This is a genomic window from Litoribacter populi, assembly GCF_007483685.1.
GTDB classification, from domain to species: domain Bacteria; phylum Bacteroidota; class Bacteroidia; order Cytophagales; family Cyclobacteriaceae; genus Litoribacter; species Litoribacter populi.
The window spans coordinates 2452949-2471538 of the sequence record NZ_VMKN01000001.1; the positions used below are offsets into that span (position 1 = coordinate 2452949).

Below are 18590 nucleotides of genomic sequence, written 5' to 3' on the forward strand. Positions count from 1 at the left end.
AAAGATCAAGAAAGGTTCCGAAAAAGAAGAATAAGTATTCCTTCCTAATTTTTTTTCTTTTGGTGCTGACAATTTTTTCCCTCACCATCTACACCATGAATTACCTGAAAGGTTTCGAGGGTCCAACCATCAAGTCTCCAGAGGTCCGCAGGGAGATATCCAAACCAGAGCCTGGCAAGGAAGAGGAAAAACCTACCCCAATAACAGTCTCGGAGAAAGAGGTTTTCGAACTTGAAGCATTTCTTATGGACTTAACCGAGATGCCGGAGTTTTCCCATCCCACCTTTTCAGTGGATCAAAACGGTGAATTAATTTCTCACAGTGCATATAGCCTTTCCTACGATGAGGAAAACGAGCAGGCCTACTGGGTAAGCTACAAACTCACCGCCGACATGCTCAACGGGGGAATTAAAAGAGGAAACAATTTTCGGGAGGATCCGACCGTTTCAACCTCATCGGCATCTCCGCTAGATTATAGACTTTCGGGATATGACCGGGGGCATTTGGCTCCTGCCGGTGATTTCACCTATTCCAAGACTGCCATGGACGAAAGCTTCTACATGAGTAACATGTCCCCCCAGTTGCCAGGTTTTAACCGTGGAATCTGGAAAAAACTGGAGGATCAGGTTCGCTACTGGGCACAGGCCAACGAGCAAATCTTTGTGGTGACAGGACCTGTGATTAAGGAAAATAGTTTAACTTTAGGTCAAAACAAGGTGGCAGTTCCCGAGTATTTCTATAAGGTGATATTGGACATCCATCCCCCGGAATACAAGGCGATTGCCTTTTTGATGAAAAACGAAAAGTCCAACCGGCCTTTGTTGGATTTTGCTATTACTGTGGATAGCTTAGAGAGATTTGCCGGACTGGATTTCTTCCCTATGCTTCCAGACTCTTTGGAGAAACGACTAGAAAAAAGTAACAATCATGAAATTTGGTTTGAATAAATATTTTGCAATTCTCTGTTTGCTGTTTACTTTCTGCAATCTGCAGGAAAGTTATGCTCAGAGGCCAAACCTCGGCACTTCTTCCAGAATGATGAATTCTGCCAAGGATGCTATGGACAAAGAGGATTACGATAAGGCCAACAACATCTTTAGGCATATCATTGATAGTAATGCTCCTATTCCTCAAGAAATGCCATATCATTTTGCGGAAACCCTTTTCCACCTTAAGCAATATGACAACAGCTCCAATTTCTTGCAGAAATATATGGAAATAAACGGCTTCAATGGAGAAAATTATGAGGAAGCAAGGGAGCTGCAAACTAGACTTGAAGGCCCCTTAGCAGAAATAAGAGCATGTCAATTGTGTGATAGGAAAGGCTATGCATATGAAACCTGCTCAACTTGTGAAGGTCATGCCCACACTCCTCAAGACTGCAGCTACTGTAAGGGTAAAGGTATCGTGGGCTGTAGCCGATGTGCAGGAAAGGGCATGATAACCAAAAAAAACGTCTTTAATTTGGTCGAATATTACGAATGCGACCGGTGTAATGCAGAAGGAAGGTTGACCTGTCCGGAATGCGAGGGCAGCAAAACAGAACTGAAAACCTGCAAAACCTGTAAAGGCAGCGGAAGAGTGACTTCCGACAAGTTATGTAGCCATGAAGACAATCAAAGTTGACCACAAAAAAAGGCTTCCCGGAATATCCAGGAAGCCCTTTTACTTTTTTGGTTTAAGTATTTCAACTCTTAACTGCAATATTTGTCCAAAGCGCTTTGTGCAGGAGCATATCCCATTGACACCGCTTGCTTCAAATCATCGCAACCACCTTTCTTATTTTTAGTTCCCAATTTTAGAATTCCCCTATAATGATAAGCTTGGGAAAAACCTTTATCCGCTTTTATAGCAGCACTATATTCAGTAAGTGCTTCATCTGTATTGCCCAATTGATGAAGGGCTCTCGCTTTTAGGAAATTAGCCATGGCCGGAGCTCCGGAAGTCTCAGTAGCGTAGTCTGCATACAACAAAGCTGCAGAATGGTTTTTCTGCTTTTGGTATAAATTAGACAAGCTCATCATCACCTGTACATTTTTTGAATCATGTTCAAGAGCTTTTTTGAAATCGGCTTCTGCCTGTTCCAAATTACCCAGCTCTTCATGGGCGCGGCCCCTGTTGTAAAGGGCCTTAACATTTCTGGGGGATTTTTCTAAATAGCTATCATAAGAAGACACGGCTTGCTCATATTGCCCTTGGGCATAATAAGTGTCCCCTTGCTCAGAATCATCCTGACCACAGGCAAACATAAGGGTGGCCGCCCCAAACATGATAAGAATACTTTTTTTGAAATTCATTAATTATTCATTTGATTAAACTGCTACATTGTTTTCCCGCAGAGCCTCATTAAGTGAAGTTTTTCTATCTGTTGAGGCTTTTCTTTGACCGATGATCAAAGCGCAAGGAACTTGATATTCCCCTGCCGGGAATTTCTTGGTACGGGATCCAGGAATCACAACAGACCTCTCCGGTACGTACCCGCTATATTCTTTTGGTTCGCTTCCAGTCACATCGATAATCTTAGAACTGGCAGTCAAAGTCACCCCTGCTCCAATTACCGCTTCCTTACCAATCCGCACACCTTCTACAATGATGGCACGGGAACCGATAAATGCCCCGTCTTCAATAATAACTGGTGCGGCCTGTACAGGCTCCAAAACTCCGCCTATACCTACACCACCACTAAGGTGAACATCTTTGCCAATTTGCGCGCAGGAACCTACGGTAGCCCAAGTGTCCACCATAGTTCCACTGTCCACATAAGCACCAATGTTAACGTAGGAAGGCATCATTACTACATTTCTGCCCAAGAAAGCTCCATATCTGGCAATTGCATGAGGAACAACCCTTACACCTTGTTTGGCATAATTAGTTTTCAAAGCCATTTTGTCGTGAAACTCAAAAGGTCCCACTTCAATGGTTGCCATTTTTTGGATAGGGAAATAAAGGATTACGGCCTTTTTGACCCAATCATTTACCTTCCAACCATCGGCAGTTGGCTCCGCGGTACGAAGGGTACCAAGGTCAAGCTCACTGATAACGGTCTTTATAGCTATTATAACGTCCTTTTCTTTCAATAATTCCCTATTGTCCCAGGCTTTCTCGATAATCGTCTTTAATTCCATAAAATTTGGTAGATTCGCTAAGTTTGATTTTTCTATAGATGAAGAAGGTAATAATCGCATCAGTCCTAAAACCGGTCAACGATACCCGGGCTTTTCATAAGCTTGCCCTATCTCTGCGTGAAACAAATAAATACCATGTTAACATCATAGGATTTTTTGCAAAAAATACACCGAACGAGCCAAATATAGTTTTCACCACCCTCCAGCACAACCACCGTTTACATTACACACGGCTAACTGCATCATTAAGATTTATTAATTTTGTTAAAAGTTACAAACCGGACTTAGTGGTGGTAACCACCTATGAACTTCTCCCTGCTGCTGTTTACCTCAAAAAACGGATGGGATTTAAACTCATTTATGATGTGCAGGAAAATTACTCCCTTAACATCAAGTCAAACAAAACTCTTCCCAGCTGGCTAGGCAGAATACTGGGTGGGTCAGTTGGCTATTTGGAGGAAAAGGCATTCTCATCTATAGACCATTTTGTCTTAGCCGAAAGAAGCTACAAACTTGAATTGGGGTTAAGAGATAATTATACCATCCTTGAAAATAAAACCACCATTCAGCCAGTCAAAGTATCTCCATTCAAACTGACCTCTGGTCAAGCTTTGACATTCGTAATATACGGTACGCTCACCCCAGTGTATGGTGTTGAAGAAGCAATTGATTGGTTCTTAAATCTGAGTCAACACGAACCACTTTTTCGCCTTACCATAGTAGGCCATGTTCCGCTCAAAAGTTTCCATCAAACAATATTAGAAAAGGTAGAAGGAAATGTGAACATCCATCATAATCTTTCATCCACACCTATATCTTATCCACAAATTCTAACTACTGCCAGTATGGCAGACGTAGTATTATTACCTTATCAGCAGATTGCCAGCATTAGGTATAAAATACCTACCAAACTTTATGAATCCTTAGCCCTTGGAAAGCCAATAATTCATAGCCCAAATGCTTTATGGAAAGACATATCAGCACCGTATACTGCAAGCCTAGAACTTGACTTTTTGAACCCTCCTTCAAGCCTAGATTTCCTAAGGCAATTACACGCTCACACCTTCTACCAAAACTCTCCCGGGGAAAGCATTTCCTGGACCCCTGAATCCACTAGATGGACCACTCTTGTGGATAACTTATTGGGGTAACCCAATCTTGTCCACACTTATCAACTTTATACCCTTTTCAGAAACCCATCCAACCATACCGGAAACTCCTTTTCCCGCAAGAACATCACTCCTATTTCCCTATTTATCTATTTCCTTACTTCTATATACAACTAGTTGTCAATTATTTACAAATTATTTTAGTTTGGTCTAAACTTATATTTAGCCACTATTGATCCCGAGTTCACATTCCAAAATGAGTTTTCCACAATGGGATTAGGTTATATGGAAATATTTTTTTAGTATTGCCTAAACAATATTATACACCCCTATAATCCGGGCTATATGATCAAGCTTACTTCTGCTGAAGAAAATTACCTGAAAGCCGTTTACCACCTCTCTGAAGAAGGGAAGAAAAACGTCTCCACTAACGACATCTCGGCTGAGATGAAAACCAAGCCTGCCTCCGTCTCCGATATGCTCCGGAAACTGTCGGATAAAAAGGTCATAGACTATCGAAAATATTATGGGGTTAACATCACCGATGAGGGTAAAAAGTATGCCCTTCAGGTCATTCGTAAACACCGCTTGTGGGAGGTCTTTCTGGTAGAAAAGCTAAGGTTTGCTTGGGACGAAGTACACGAAGTGGCAGAGGAATTGGAGCATATCAAGAGCCCTATTTTGATACAACGCCTGGATGAATTCTTGGGGCATCCTAAGTTTGACCCCCACGGCGACCCCATCCCCGATGAGTTTGGTGACGTAAAGGCCAGACCTCGATTGCCTCTCAATGTACTAGCTCTAAATGACGGTGGTCAGATAGTTGCGGTGAAGGACAGCAGCGCAGCCTTCCTCCGCTACCTCGACAAAGTAGGCGCTTACATTGGCGCAAGGGTAAAGGTGTTGGACAAAGTTGAATTTGATGGCTCCTTAGAGATCTTAGTGGATAATAAGAAGACGCTGTTTATGTCGAAGGATGTAGCGGAGAATATATTGGTGTTGCAGCAATAACTTTGTACTAAGTACCAAGTACTAAGTACAGATGAAGGCTGCCGGATTATATTAGGTAGCGGGAAATAGGCCATTGTTGTTTTATGGGGGAATGGATCGTGATGTTAAGAATGGAAATATAGGAAACTCCAAATGGCTAAAATTATGGGCAATTGCTAAAAACACATAGTACATAGTACCTAGTACTTAGTACAACCCTAAATTCACATGAAATTAAATGAACTTCAATAAATACACCGCCCTTATCATCCTTGTGCTAGTTATGGGCTGTAAATCCGTAGACCGCAAGAGGAACGAGAAATTCCTCATCGTCACTACCACCAATATCCTGGCGGATGCAGTAAGGCATATTGTGAAGGACAGCGCAGAGGTGCAGTCATTGATGGCGATTGGTGTGGATCCACATCTTTACAAGGCCAGCCAAAGAGATCTTGACAAACTCTTTGATGCGGATCTGGTCATTTATCAGGGTATTTTTCTTGAAGGAAAGATGAATGAGGTGTTGAAAAAATTCTCTCGAACCAATCCGGTGGTATCTGTCGAAAGTCGACTCTCCCCCACCCTATTGCTAGAAGACGAGGAGTTCGAAGGGGCATATGATCCCCACATTTGGTTTGACCCTATGATATGGAAGGAGACAATCGAAAACCTGGCCTTTGACCTTAAGGAGGCCAAGCCTGAATGGTCAGAATACATTGACCAAAACGTGTCAGAATACAGTCAAATCCTTGATTCACTGCATTCCAGATTGAAAGAGCAGGTTGAGGCATTACCTGAAGACAGAAGGATATTGGTGACCGCCCATGATGCCTTTGCTTATTTTGGCAGAGCTTATGGACTGGACGTTCACGGTCTACAGGGCCTCTCCACGCTATCCGAACCCGGCTTGAATGATGTATCCAAGCTGGTAAATTTTATTGTAACAAATCAGATCAAGGCCATATTTTCGGAACAAAGCATTTCTCCAAGGGGTGTTAAAGCTTTGGTGGAAGGCTGTCGAAGACGGGGTCAGGAAGTCCTACTTGCAGGCCCGCTCTACACCGACAGCCTCGGCGAAAAGGACGGCCCAGCCGGTACTTACACCGATATGCTTATGTACAACATGGAAACTATCGTAGAAAACCTTAAATAGCATGATAACTCAAGTTCAAAAACCTGTATTGGAAGTTCATGACTTGACCGTGAGTTACGGAAGAAATCCTGTGCTTTGGAATATAGATTTTACTTTACCCAAAGGCTCACTGGCCGGCATCATCGGTCCCAATGGAGCCGGCAAATCCTCTTTGATTAAGGCCATTATGGGTTTGCTGGAAATCAACAACGGCTATATCAAAGTCTTTGACCAAGGGTTAAATGAGGTCAGGAAGAAAATAAGTTATGTGCCCCAAAGGGAATCCGTGGACTGGGATTTTCCTGCTTCCGCATTGGACATCGTTCAAATGGGAACCTATCATAAGCTTGGACTTTTCCGCCGGCCTGGTAAAGCAGAAAAAGCGCTTGCACTCGATTGCCTCAAAAAAGTAGGCATGGAAAAGTACCGTGACCGTCAAATCTCTGAGCTTTCCGGTGGTCAGCAGCAGCGGGTTTTCATAGCAAGGGCTTTGGCCCAACAGGCTGAAATCTACTTTATGGACGAACCCTTTGCCGGGGTGGATATCAGCACCGAAAACATGATTGTCGACCTCTTAAAAGACATGACCGCGGAAGGCAAAACCGTCATTGTGGTCCATCACGACATTCATTCAGCGCCAAAATACTTCGATTGGATCATCATGCTCAACATGTATTTGGTTGCTTCCGGTCCTACAGAGAAGGTTTTGACCGAGGCGCTATTAGAAAAAACCTTTGGAGGAAAGCTGAGTCTACTTTCTGACGCAGCACAATTAATTAAAGAGAAAGGGTTTAACCCATTGAAAAGCTGATATGGAGGACTTCGTTTACTTTTTTTCATTTCAGGACCCCAATGTGGCCATGGTGGTGGCAGGCATCACGTTGCTCTCCATCAGCGCTGCCATGGTGGGTACATTTACTTTTTTGGACAAAAAGGCTCTGTTGGGTGATGCCATTTCCCATGCAGTACTTCCTGGGGTCTGTCTAGCATTCATGTTTGCCGGAAGCAAAAACCCCTACTGGATAGTTTTGGGGGCTTTTATTACAGGTGCCATCTCCACCTATGCCATCGAATGGATCAGCAATTCGACCAAACTCAAGGAGGATACTGTGATTGCCGCAGTACTTTCAGTCTTTTTCGGTATAGGAATTCTATTGTTAACCCAGCTTCAACAAACAGGAGACGCCGCCTTATCTGGGCTTGACCATTTCCTTTTTGGGAACGCCATTTCCATAGTCTATGAAGATTTGATGGTATATGGTATTCTGGCTCTTTTGGTTATCATATGCATTTTGGTGTTTTACAAGGAGTTCAAGCTGATAATTTTCAATCCCAGCTTTGCCGAAAGCGTTGGACTTCCGGTCAAAAGACTTAAACTCCTGTTCAATACTTTACTTGTAATGGCTGTTGTGACTGGTATTCAAGCCATTGGGGTTGTTTTAATGGCGGCACTTCTGATCACTCCTCCAGCGGCGGCGAGGTTTTGGTCTAACCGTTTACATGTGATTTTGATGTTGGCAGTTTTATTTGCGGTGCTATCTGGAATTGCCGGCGCTTTCATTTCTTTTGCCGTGCCCCACATGCCTACTGGGCCCTGGGTGGTTATGGCTATTTCCTTTATCGCTTTCGCTTCCTTTTTCTTTGCGGGGAAAAAAGGCATCCTCTCCAAATGGTACAACCAAAGAAATTATCAGCAGAAGATCCATAGGGACCATATTTTAAAATCATTATTTCAAGCCTTAGAGAAAAATTCCAAAACCCTGGAGAAAGATGAGATCATGGAATATTTTCCTGGCAAAGAAAAGCTAACCCGAACTTACATTTCAAAATTGGAGCAGGAAAACAAAATTGAACTCGAAGGTGAAAAACTTAAGCTCACCCCTTCCGGATTGGTTGAGGCCAAAAGAGTAGTAAGGCTTCACCGTCTTTGGGAACTTTACCTGGCCCAATATCTGAACCTGGCACCGGACCACGTGCACGATATGGCCGAAAAGATGGAACATTTGCTTACTCCGGAACTGGAAGCCAAACTTGACGCTTCTCTAGATTACCCTACTCAAGATCCGCATCACTCCAAAATCCCGAGAGACAATGACCTTTGATGTTAACGCATTTCTGATTATCCTGACCGGAACCTTGATCGCAATTTCATGTGGCTTGCTTGGCTCATTTCTGATCCTGCGCAACATGGCCATGATTGGCGACGCCATTTCTCACGCCGTACTTCCAGGTATCGTGCTGGCCTTTTTCTTTTCCGGGCAACGTGAAGGAATTGCCATCATTATCGGCGCTGGACTATTGGGAATCCTTGCCACTATCATCATCGACTACCTCAGCAACAAAGTGAAGCTGCAGAACGACGCTTCTATCGGGGTCACATTTACTTGGCTATTCGCAATCGGCATCATCCTGATCACGGTATTTGCCGGGCAGATTGATCTTGACCAAGACTGTGTGCTTTATGGGGAAATTGCCTACATTCCCTTAGATCTTATCGTTACTGAAAACAACACCATCCTTGGTCCACGGGTCTTATGGATTGCTGTCATCAATGTGATCTTGGTGCTTCTGTATGTGGGGTTTATGTATAAGGAATTAAAACTGACTTCCTTCGACAGACAGTTTGCCCAAACCATAGGATTTTCTACTTCTTTCATAAACCTGAGTCTTATGGGCATGGTCTCCTATACCACTGTAAGTTCCTTCGAGGCAGTTGGGGCTATTTTAGTATTGGCACTTTTGGTAGTGCCCCCTGCCACGGCTTACCTTCTCACCAAAAAATTGAAGCCAATGTTGTTATTGACCATTTTGATTGGCTTCCTGACTTCGTTGATCGGGTATTATCTTGCCTACTTTATTGATGGCTCCATTGCGGGTGCAATGGCCAGCGTTTCAGGATTGTTCTTGTTAGTGGCAATAGTTTACGTCACCTTGCAAAAAAGAACAAGTAGAAAACCTATCGCGATGCCGACGGAACTAAAGGCATAAAGTTTTTATTACTAAATTTGATAAATATTGGCGAAAGCCAATTAAAGTAAATTTATTCGAGTATGATGCAGAAACTATTGCTTACGCTGACCCTTCTTCTGGCAGTTAACCTTTCCACCCAAGCGCAAGGAGAAATTAAGTGGTTGACATTTGAAGAGGCCGTTGAGAAAAATCAGGAAACCCCTAAAATGGTGTTGGTCGATATCTATACGGACTGGTGTGGCTGGTGCAAGAAAATGGACAAGGGTACCTTTACCGATCCTGAAGTTATCCGTTATGTAAACGATAATTTTTATCCGGTAAAAATGAATGCTGAGGATAGTAAGCGCAAATTCAATTTCCGCGGTCACGAATACACCGAGCAATCCATGTCAAGAGCAATGCGTATAAGTTCCTACCCTAACTTCATCATCATGGATGCTGCCATGGAGAATATCACCCAGATGCCAGGATACAGAGAAGCAGCTAATTTCCTAGAGACACTTCAAGCAGTACTTAAACAATTCAACCCTTAAAGCATGAGCTTTAATCTAAGCGAAAAAAATGACACCATCGTGGCATTGGCTACCCCCCAAGGAGTCGGTGCAATTGCAGTAATCCGCCTTTCCGGCCCTGAGGCCATTAGTTTATGCAATAGTGTATTCAAGGGAAAAAATCTGGAAACTCAAGATTCCCATACCATTCACTTCGGTACCATCCGTGATGGGGAAAAAATCATCGATGAGGTGTTGGTTTCGCTTTTCATTGCTCCAAAAAGTTTCACCAAAGAGAACGTGGTGGAGATTTCCACGCACGGCAGCTCCTATATAGTCAACCAAGTCATCAAGCTTTTTATTCGCAAAGGAGCACGACCAGCCAAGCCGGGAGAATTCACCCAGCGGGCCTTCATCAACGGACAGTTTGACCTAGCCCAGGCAGAAGCTGTAGCCGACCTGATCCATTCTGACTCTGAAGCTTCACACCAGGCTGCTCTCAATCAAATGAGAGGTGGTTTCAGTGGTGAAATACAACAACTCAGAGAAAAGTTGATACACTTTGCCTCTATGATAGAACTTGAGCTGGATTTCGTGGAAGAAGACGTAGAGTTCGCCAGCAGGGACGATTTGAGGGTTTTAATAGAGAAATTATTGCGCGTAATTGAGCAGTTGATTGCAAGTTTCGACCTAGGAAACGTGATCAAAAACGGGGTTCCCACTGTCATTGCCGGCAAGCCAAATGCCGGAAAATCCACACTTTTAAACGCATTGTTGAACGAAGAAAAAGCCATCGTTTCTGAAATTGCAGGCACCACCCGGGATTTTATCGAGGATGAAATTAATATCGGAGGAGTGATCTTCCGATTCATCGACACAGCTGGATTGAGGGAAACTACCGACACAATAGAGGCCATCGGAGTGAGCAGAACCCAGGAAAAAATGAAAACTGCCAGTCTCATCCTCTATCTTTTCGACCTGACGGACACCGATATGGTGGAAATCAACCGAGACGTCAACAAATTGGAAAATCTGGGCGTACCTTTCCTTAAAGTAGGAAATAAGATAGACAAAGCCAATGCTCAATTAATCAGTGACTTAAAGGAAAAGCACCCCGACAGCCTTTTCATCTCAGCAGGTCAAAAGGAAAACCTGGATGACCTTAAAAACAAGATCCTCGAGCTGGTCAACCTCGACAAGTTCAAGACCGGCAACACCATCGTGACCAACATCCGCCACTACGATTCCCTGGTTAAAACCCGTCAGTCACTGTTGGATGTATTGAACGGCCTCGACATCGAAATCACCAACGACTTCCTCGCCATGGACATCAGAAGGTCGCTGCATTACCTTGGTGAGATTACAGGAGAGATTACGACAGATGATCTGTTGGCGAATATATTTAGTAAGTTCTGTATTGGGAAGTAACGTAGAAAACCTGCCACGTTTAAATCAAAATCCCGAAAAACTTGGCAGGTTTATCTTTGCGACATAGCGCCTTCGTGGCAAGCTCCCTCTATTTTCCTAGCGTCTTCGCGCCTTAGTGGCAAGCCTCCTCCATTTTTCTTAGCGCCTTAGCGACTTTGTGGCTAACTAATCACTCATTATATAACTATTCCAAGAAAATCTACGGAAGCCCCCATCGATAATCACCCAATATCAAGCTTACCAAGCTCCTACGGCCGATTTCCTAGTCAATTTTCGGAAATATCCGTAACTGATCCGTAAGTGATGCGTAAGTGATCCGTAAGTGATCCGTAACTGATACGGGGGAACCTCGAAGGAAAGTGGGTTTTAAAGGACCCCAAATGCCAGCCCCCTGATCCAATCTCTCCAATTGCGCCCCTTATCTTCGGGCAAATCAGGCCTTTGAAGCCTGACGGCATCCAATATCTGTAAGGCAGCACCGGTTTTCAGTTCATAATAATCCCCATTGACGAGCTGGTAAAAATAAATCCCCACAACGGGGCAGCATAGCATTTTGGAATACTTCTGACTGAACTGGATAATACGGTTTTCCTCCCGTCCAAGGTTGCGTATTTCCTTAAAATTTTCTTGAAAAAATTCAGGATTGAAAATTTGGCCCATCCGCTTGCTGTTTTCCCCTAGCAGCACCACACCTGGGATGATCCTGCAATGTGTTGCCGATGGTGGAAGATGCTTTTTAGACAGGCCCTTTACTTGGCTGAAATCAAAAATGACTGTTTCCCTGCTGGTATCAATTTCCGCAGTAACTTTCCCTCTCAAATGCAGAGACACCTTATCATGGGTGGAAACTTCCAGCCCCTTAAGTAAGCCAAGATTCCCCTCCAAAACCTTTCTTTCGCCAAGATCATTTTTCAGATCTCCTTTCATTACTTTCCGTAGTAAAGCAGTCAGTCTGGAAGGGAAATAACCCGTCCGTATGGTGCAGATCATTGGATACAACACCCTTCGCAGTGCCGCACTAAAGGAACTTGATGTCCCAAATTCGGCGCAGGACCTTCTGCTTCCCTCGTAACTGTCGTTATCCCAAAACGCCTTTCTATTGAATGTTTTTTTCTGCCGGGCAAAGTACTTTCCATTCATTCTATAGAATGTAATGTCCGAAATAGTCCCGATCAGGGAGATAATACCCCTTGCTTTTGCCATTGGATTGTTGGATTAAAGTTGAAATTTCCTTCAAGTCGAGTAATCCCTAATGCGTGTTTAATCCGTGTTCAACGCGTGTTTAACCCACTATCAAGCCTACCCAACCCCCTAAATAACAACACTTTAATCTACCTCCCAAATGCACCCGGAATATACGGAATCTTAGGTAAAATTAGGAAAATGCGGAAAATACGGAAAGCCCCCGTTGTGCCAAGTCTCCGACTTGTGCACCCTGAGTCAGGAGTCTCCGACTCCAAAGCCATTGTTTAAGCCTCTAACACCTTGAATTTTCCATAGCTCCTCAAAGTCACTATCTTGGATGTCCTCATCATCTATAAAAAGCCAACTCAACCCCTCCTCTAAAGATTTGAGGGAATATTCAATGGCCTCGTAACAGTTATTTCGACCAATTTCCCTTTCAGCCTGTTCTAGGAAATTGAACATTTTCATGTTGCTTATTAAGTCCTCATTTCCAGCGTTCAGATAAATAATGGTATCCCGGTAAAATGAAAATTCGGATAAACGAAAGGCAAAAAATGAAGTGATCAATAACACAATTGAAACACGTAGGAAAATGTGTTTCAGATTACTTTCTAACCTGCTTTTTCGAAACAATTTTAGACAAACCCAGGCCGTGAGTGATAATGTGAAGATAATATTGATGTAAGGAAGAATTTGAAGCCCTGACCAATTTTGAAGAAAAATATTAAAAGGGATTGATATTATAGATGTTTCAATTGATATCCCCGCAATTATGGATATGATTTTTTCGGGTTTAGAACTAGAATAATGCCGTGGTAATTGAATAAGGTAATATAAACTCAAAATGAAAGTAGCTAGAACAAATAAAGCAGTACTCCCAGTAAAGTATACCCCTTTTAGAAGAAAAAACACAATCCAGCTAAATAGTAAAATTATTTCTGTTCGTTTCACAGGATTTCAAAATTTGAAAATTAACATAAGGCTTAGACTTTCCAAAAAAGCCTAGCATTGAAACTGAGATATACATTATTGTTCCAATTGGAATTAGCTTTAGAGGCTTAGATCCCCCCTTAAATCTTTGCCTTCAGCTCATAAACCTTTTTACCGTTGTCACTGGCCACTTCCTTCAAGGCAACCATTTCCCCCCGGTTTGTTGGCTTCTTGGTTTCCAGGATCACACCAACATTGCTATTGGCACTTTTACCATTGTGGATCACCACGTCATTTCTGCCCTTGGTGTTGAGGGAAAAATCCGGTTCGTAGTAAGTCCGCTTCAAAAATTCCGTCTTCGCGCCTTCGTGGCAAGCTCCCTCTATTTTCCTAGCGTCTTCGCTCCTTAGTGGCCCCCTTTTAATTATTCTTCAACCAAAGATACACCCCATTCGTCCACCCAAATCCATCCTGATTGGGGTATTCTCCCCCACCGGCTTCGGTATCAGGATCTACCACATTGTATTTTTCCATCATCTTGCCGGTTTCTTTAAAAACTTTATCATTATTTGCGATCCATCTCCTTTTCAGTTCCTCTGCAGTGTCATCAAACCCATAATTGCGCAGGGCCACATAGGTCATATACTGCATGGGGGCCCAGCCGTTGGGATAGTCCCATTGCTGACCGCTCTCGTGAAGTGAGGAAACTACTCCCCCTCTCTTTAAAAAGCTTTCTTTAATATGCTTGTGTACATGCTTTGCCTGTTCTTCCGTGGCGATTTTGAAGAAAAGGGGGAACACCCCGGCCAGCGACATTATTTTCGTGGGATTATTCGCTTCGGAATCATAATCCATGAAAAACTTCCGGTCATCATCCCAAAGATTTTCCAGCAATGCTTTTTTTCGCTTCTCTGCCTTTTCAAGGAAATAATCAGAAGGCTCTGAAAAGGCGCTGTGCCCGTAAGCTTGGGATAAAGTCATTTCAAGGTCGTACAGCAGGCAGTTAAGATCCACCGGTACTATATCTGTGGTGTGGATAGTTTCCATTTTGGTCTCGTCCCTGAACCAGCGGCAGGTAAAGTCCCATCCGGATTCACAGGCCGCCCTAATATGCCTGTAGAGGATCCCTGGCTCAACGCCAAAGGAGGCGGAACTATGCGCCATTTCCACATCTTCCACGTAGGATTCAGGGCGGGGTGCAGGAAGGTCATCCCAGTAACGGTTCAATATGCTGTCGTCCGGCATGAGGAAAACCCTGCGAAAACACTTTTCCCTGTCCGAAAGGCGAAAGTACCCGCCCATCCAATAGTTGTATTCCTTTTGCATGTGGGGCAGATATTTTGTGAAAACATCCGGACCATCGATTTCAGCAAGAAGGCGGACCATCTTGGCAAAAAAAGGTGGCTGTGAACGCGCTATATAATAACTGCGGTTGGCATTGGGAATATGGCCATAGGTATCAATCAAATGGGCGAAATTCTCCACCATGTCTCTGATCAATCCATGCTCCCCGGCACATTGCAGACCGAGCATGGTAAAGTAGCTGTCCCAATAATACAATCCCCTAAACCTTGCCCCGGGTACCACATAGGACTTGGGGACAGGCAACATGGAGCAATTTTCCTGTGATTTCCGGGTCAAAAGAGGCCATACTTTGTTGATATGCTCTGTGACCGGCAGTTGCTGGTCACTTTCATAATCACACTTAATAGGTGATGGAATTTCAAAATATTCATCGACAAATTCACCCAGATCAAAATCCTTCTTATGCTTTTCAATTTCATATAAGCTGAGGATTTCTTCTGGGGACCGCTTGGGGAAACAGTCGGCAAAAGTTATGGAATCATCAAAAACATGGTTCATCTGAACATCGTGGAACAAAGGCCCAAACAATTGGTCAGGTGGTAATATAGCAGGAACTACACTGTAAACTTGCGGGTCTTCCATAATCTCATTTCTTACTGTTTTACTTTGATCAAATAGATGCAACTCTTAGGTTAACTTTATTTACTATCTATGGTTTTGAACACCATAGCTAAACAAGCACCTTTCCCCATCCATTGCAAACCATACTTGCTGAGAACTAAGATTTATATTATATTTAATTCTTTAGTAATAAATCTGCCTAATGAAGCTTTTCAATTTTGCACTTTGCCTCTTCTTAACAACTTTTGCTTTTGGACAAATGAAAGTCCAAATCAAAGTCTTAGATGAACAGACAGGTAAACCATTGCCCGGAATATTCTGCACAATCCTTAAGGACCATGATCAATTTGTCAATTGTGGCAATACAAATGAGGATGGGGTATTGAGCTTTATTATCAGGAATTTTGAGGAGACATCCAGCTATCATATGGAAATCCTAAACCAGAGACAGAACTTGGTAAAATCTGGAAGACACGAGTTTTTCCCCGCAAAACAAGACCTTTCGGAAATATTGGTGGAAGTAACGGACTCCTCCGTACCTAATACTTGCTCTTCAATATCTTATTCCAATTACGTGGCCAAACAGCCATATTCTTTAGATGAACTTCCTGTTGAAATTGTGGAAAAGTTGAATAAAGTCCTTGTTGAAAAAGTTGGAGAAGAGTTTTATGACAGGCTCCAATTAAACGGAGGACAACTGGTGAACCTTGACCGATTTTTTGAATTAAACCCAGGAGCCAAAGAACGGGGAAATATTCCATATAGTTATTCCCTCTGCTTTATGGTTACCAACCATAATAGCGGAGAACATCTCTATAGTTTCAATTTGGCATTGGATGAAAATGGAAATCTGGCCAAACCAATAGAACTTCCCGATATAGTTAATTTTCCCGAAAAAGCCCATATCATGTCCTTATCGGAAACTACCGTATTGGCGAAGAAGATGGATTTACTTCCAGGCAGATACAACTCCAAAACTTTATTTGACTCGGCATCTGGATCGATTGTCCACCAATTTGAACTCCTGCATCATAAAGGATTCGGTAAATATTCTGCTGAGTACATCATCATGGATGCCCATTCCGCTACCATTGTCAGAAAGGAATGGAAAGATATAGAAATCATTTCTGACTAAACTAAAATGGAACTTTGCATTCCTGATCTTCAGGGTTTTCTTCATCTCATCCTTTTATCCTCGTTCCTTATTTACCTTTGCTGTTCCAGTGCAAAAACCAACCATCTTCCCGGCAATATAGGGTAATTGTCGCGGTCGTTTTCTCTTTCATGAGGGTCTTAAAGTTAAATCTCTTCTTTCTTCAAAAGTGTCTGGTTTTCAGACCTATACTGTCCATTACCGTACAGCCTTTTTATGCTAATTGCCCCTAGGGAACCCCAGAAGGGCATTTTAAGAATTGGTAGGTTTCTTGGCATATATGAAGTAGAATGATCAAAAACTTTAAATCACAGAAACCATGAAAAAGTCAATATTTAGCAGAATGAATGTAGGTGCCGTATTAGGGGTAATGTTGGCGCTGACAGTAGGGATAAATAAATGCACAAGATCCGGATAAAAGAATAGCGGAATGGAAAATGTCCGAAAGTTCGGTCCTCCCATTGGCCAAAGAGGAGAAAAAGGATGAGCTGATTGTAGATGAAATCGTACTTGACCTTCCGGAGGAAATGTCCAGTGTTACCTTTATCAATAAGGAGGGCGAGATGGTAGCTGTCCTACATGGAGACAAATCAGTACTAGAGGATATCTATACCGACCGGTTTTCGAAAAGCTATTTCCTATCCTCCTCAGGAAATCATGAGGTTTACCTGATCAAAGAGTAGGTTAAAACCTGCAACCGCGTCATAGCGATCCCGACTCTTCTGTATTTCCAGAGCTTAAGTCGGGAGAAGCTATCTGGGTCGTTTTTTAGTTCACGGCTCTAGATTGCTTCTCCCGACAATTACTTTCTGGAAGCTCAGGTGGTCGGGATCGCAATGAATTGTGTTAAATGTCAAGTTTTGAGTCCAAATTTTATTTCGCTACAGCATTGAAGTTTGAATAGCTTTTGTCATATGCAATACCTGATTTGGCAATGGCAAATGCCTGCTTGATTAGCTTATTCACTACAGCAATCATGGCCACTCTGTGAGCTTTTCCTTTTGCCCTTAGCCTTAGGTAAAGGTCCTTACAAGTGTTATTATGTATTTTGGCTGCTCTTGCTGCCATATAGAGACATTTCCGTACCTCTGCCATGCCCATCTTGCATATCTTTGCTTTTCCCTTCACAGAAGTTCCCGACTCATAAATTCGTGGAGAAAGGCCCAGGTACGATATGACCTGTTTGTAGGTTTCAAAACTGTCAAATCCCCTTAGAGCTACTATCAGTAGTAAACTTGTTTTGGGGCCTATACCTGGTACGGACTCCAGTTGCTTTTTTAATGCACCGTTTTCCTTTTCTATTAACATATTCATCTGTTTGTCAGCATCCTTGATGTTTTCTTCCACCCTTAGAAGCTCCTCCTCCATAGATTTTCTAATGAGTTTATTAACCGAACCGGTGGCTATAAAAGCTTCCAATTTCATCAGGATTGCATGCTGGTGTTTTAAAAGCTGTTTTCTATATACATACCACTGCTTGATCTCCATATAACACTCTTTTAATGGTTCCCATGGTTTAATGTCCATCAAACCTCCATAGGTGGCGATGCTGTGAGCGTCTGCGCTATCGGTTTTTGTCCTTTTCAGCTGCATCTGGGTAAATCTCTTAATAACCAGTGGGTTGATGACGGACAACTTCACTCCTTTGTCATAAAGAAAACTTGCCAGCTGGTAATAGTAAGGACCTGAAGCTTCCATAACCACCCAAGAATTCTCTGGTAACTTCAAGAAAAACTCTAGAAAGCCTTCGGCGTTGTTGACTACTTTTCCCTTAAGTGCTTTTCCATCAGTTGGTTTAAAATAAAAATCAAAATTATCCTTTGAGATATCGACTCCTATAAATACATGTATAGGTTTTGGCATAAACTTGTTAACTTTACGGTGATCCAAATGGGGTTGTTGCTATCAGGAGGACTTTTACCGTATCAATCTATACTTAAAACAGGTTCATTGACCTAATGAATTGTCCTGATTTCGGTAAAAAGCAGCAGAAGGGAACAGCATTGCGAAGAGTCTTTAATGACGAATGACGGGTACGGTTCTTAATCCTTCTGCTTTTACCTGGTAGCAGCGCCCTGCTTACTAGGCAAACCAAATAATATTCTGATAATTTACCAACACTTTTCTGACCTCTAACTTAGTATGACGGGA

19 protein-coding genes are annotated in these 18590 nt (G+C 42.8%); 12 read left to right on the plus strand and 7 right to left on the minus strand.

The features are described from left to right. Positions 1–95 precede the first annotated feature (95 nt). Both FPL27_RS10640 and FPL27_RS10645 read left to right on the plus strand, forming a co-directional pair. Positions 96–947, plus strand: a complete 852-nt coding sequence (locus FPL27_RS10640) for a DNA/RNA non-specific endonuclease (RefSeq protein WP_221936595.1) — start codon at positions 96–98, stop codon at positions 945–947. Next, positions 928–1626, plus strand: a complete 699-nt coding sequence (locus FPL27_RS10645) for an outer membrane protein assembly factor BamD (RefSeq protein ID WP_143961075.1) — start codon at positions 928–930, stop codon at positions 1624–1626. Before FPL27_RS10640 ends, FPL27_RS10645 begins: the two co-directional genes overlap by 20 nt. A gap of 68 nt (positions 1627–1694) precedes the next feature. Here the strand turns inward: FPL27_RS10645 and FPL27_RS10650 are convergent, their stop codons facing one another. Both FPL27_RS10650 and FPL27_RS10655 read right to left on the minus strand, forming a co-directional pair. Continuing rightward, positions 1695–2297, minus strand: a complete 603-nt coding sequence (locus FPL27_RS10650) for a tetratricopeptide repeat protein (protein ID WP_143961076.1) — start codon at positions 2295–2297, stop codon at positions 1695–1697. Between the two features lie 15 nt (positions 2298–2312). Further along, positions 2313–3125: a 2,3,4,5-tetrahydropyridine-2,6-dicarboxylate N-succinyltransferase gene (locus FPL27_RS10655; RefSeq protein ID WP_143961077.1), complete on the minus strand. Its 813-nt coding sequence runs from the start codon at positions 3123–3125 to the stop codon at positions 2313–2315. A gap of 38 nt (positions 3126–3163) precedes the next feature. On the opposite strand from FPL27_RS10655, the gene FPL27_RS10660 reads away from it, so the two are divergent. The 8 genes from FPL27_RS10660 to mnmE all read left to right on the plus strand — a co-directional run bounded on the left by FPL27_RS10660 (position 3164) and on the right by mnmE (position 11245). After that, on the plus strand, positions 3164–4276 hold the full coding sequence (locus FPL27_RS10660) for a glycosyltransferase (RefSeq protein WP_143961078.1): 1113 nt from the start codon (positions 3164–3166) through the stop codon (positions 4274–4276). Between the two features lie 303 nt (positions 4277–4579). Beyond that, positions 4580–5245 (plus strand): metal-dependent transcriptional regulator, encoded by a 666-nt coding sequence (locus tag FPL27_RS10665; protein ID WP_143961079.1) that lies wholly within the window; start codon positions 4580–4582, stop codon positions 5243–5245. Positions 5246–5462: 217 nt separating this feature from the next. Further along, positions 5463–6377 carry a metal ABC transporter solute-binding protein, Zn/Mn family gene (locus tag FPL27_RS10670; RefSeq protein WP_143961080.1) on the plus strand — a complete coding sequence of 305 codons (915 nt, stop codon included), beginning with the start codon at positions 5463–5465 and terminating at the stop codon, positions 6375–6377. Position 6378: 1 nt separating this feature from the next. Continuing rightward, the gene (locus tag FPL27_RS10675) at positions 6379–7167 is read left to right on the plus strand and encodes a metal ABC transporter ATP-binding protein (protein ID WP_143961081.1); all 789 of its coding nucleotides are present in this window, start codon (positions 6379–6381) and stop codon (positions 7165–7167) included. 1 nt (position 7168) lies between these two features. Next, positions 7169–8458: a metal ABC transporter permease gene (locus FPL27_RS10680; protein WP_143961082.1), complete on the plus strand. Its 1290-nt coding sequence runs from the start codon at positions 7169–7171 to the stop codon at positions 8456–8458. After that, positions 8448–9344 (plus strand): metal ABC transporter permease, encoded by an 897-nt coding sequence (locus FPL27_RS10685; protein WP_143961083.1) that lies wholly within the window; start codon positions 8448–8450, stop codon positions 9342–9344. Before FPL27_RS10680 ends, FPL27_RS10685 begins: the two co-directional genes overlap by 11 nt. A 62-nt stretch (positions 9345–9406) precedes the next feature. Then, a complete protein-coding gene (locus FPL27_RS10690; protein WP_394348493.1) occupies positions 9407–9859 on the plus strand; it encodes a thioredoxin family protein in 453 nt (150 codons plus the stop codon). 3 nt (positions 9860–9862) lie between these two features. After that, on the plus strand, positions 9863–11245 hold the full coding sequence (gene mnmE / locus FPL27_RS10695) for a tRNA uridine-5-carboxymethylaminomethyl(34) synthesis GTPase MnmE (RefSeq protein ID WP_143961084.1): 1383 nt from the start codon (positions 9863–9865) through the stop codon (positions 11243–11245). A 366-nt stretch (positions 11246–11611) separates the two neighbouring features. On the opposite strand, the gene FPL27_RS10700 is transcribed toward mnmE, so the two are convergent. The 4 genes from FPL27_RS10700 to treF all read right to left on the minus strand — a co-directional run bounded on the left by FPL27_RS10700 (position 11612) and on the right by treF (position 15307). Further along, positions 11612–12448: a hypothetical protein gene (locus FPL27_RS10700; RefSeq protein WP_143961085.1), complete on the minus strand. Its 837-nt coding sequence runs from the start codon at positions 12446–12448 to the stop codon at positions 11612–11614. Positions 12449–12685: 237 nt separating this feature from the next. Further along, on the minus strand, positions 12686–12892 hold the full coding sequence (locus FPL27_RS10705) for a hypothetical protein (RefSeq protein WP_143961086.1): 207 nt from the start codon (positions 12890–12892) through the stop codon (positions 12686–12688). A 608-nt stretch (positions 12893–13500) separates the two neighbouring features. Beyond that, positions 13501–13788, minus strand: a complete 288-nt coding sequence (locus FPL27_RS10710) for a DUF7149 domain-containing protein (protein ID WP_456237249.1) — start codon at positions 13786–13788, stop codon at positions 13501–13503. Beyond that, the gene (gene treF / locus FPL27_RS10715; protein ID WP_143961088.1) at positions 13781–15307 is read right to left on the minus strand and encodes an alpha,alpha-trehalase TreF; all 1527 of its coding nucleotides are present in this window, start codon (positions 15305–15307) and stop codon (positions 13781–13783) included. The genes FPL27_RS10710 and treF overlap by 8 nt, the downstream gene beginning before the upstream one ends. A 181-nt stretch (positions 15308–15488) precedes the next feature. Between treF and FPL27_RS10720 the strand changes: the two genes are divergently transcribed. Both FPL27_RS10720 and FPL27_RS10725 read left to right on the plus strand, forming a co-directional pair. Continuing rightward, positions 15489–16421, plus strand: a complete 933-nt coding sequence (locus FPL27_RS10720) for a hypothetical protein (protein ID WP_143961089.1) — start codon at positions 15489–15491, stop codon at positions 16419–16421. Between the two features lie 455 nt (positions 16422–16876). Continuing rightward, a complete protein-coding gene (locus FPL27_RS10725; RefSeq protein WP_143961090.1) occupies positions 16877–17122 on the plus strand; it encodes a hypothetical protein in 246 nt (81 codons plus the stop codon). Between the two features lie 190 nt (positions 17123–17312). Here the strand turns inward: FPL27_RS10725 and FPL27_RS10730 are convergent, their stop codons facing one another. After that, complete coding sequence (locus tag FPL27_RS10730; RefSeq protein ID WP_143959665.1) at positions 17313–18302, minus strand: IS110 family RNA-guided transposase; 990 nt, start codon at positions 18300–18302, stop codon at positions 17313–17315. Between the last annotated feature and the right edge of the window lie 288 nt (positions 18303–18590).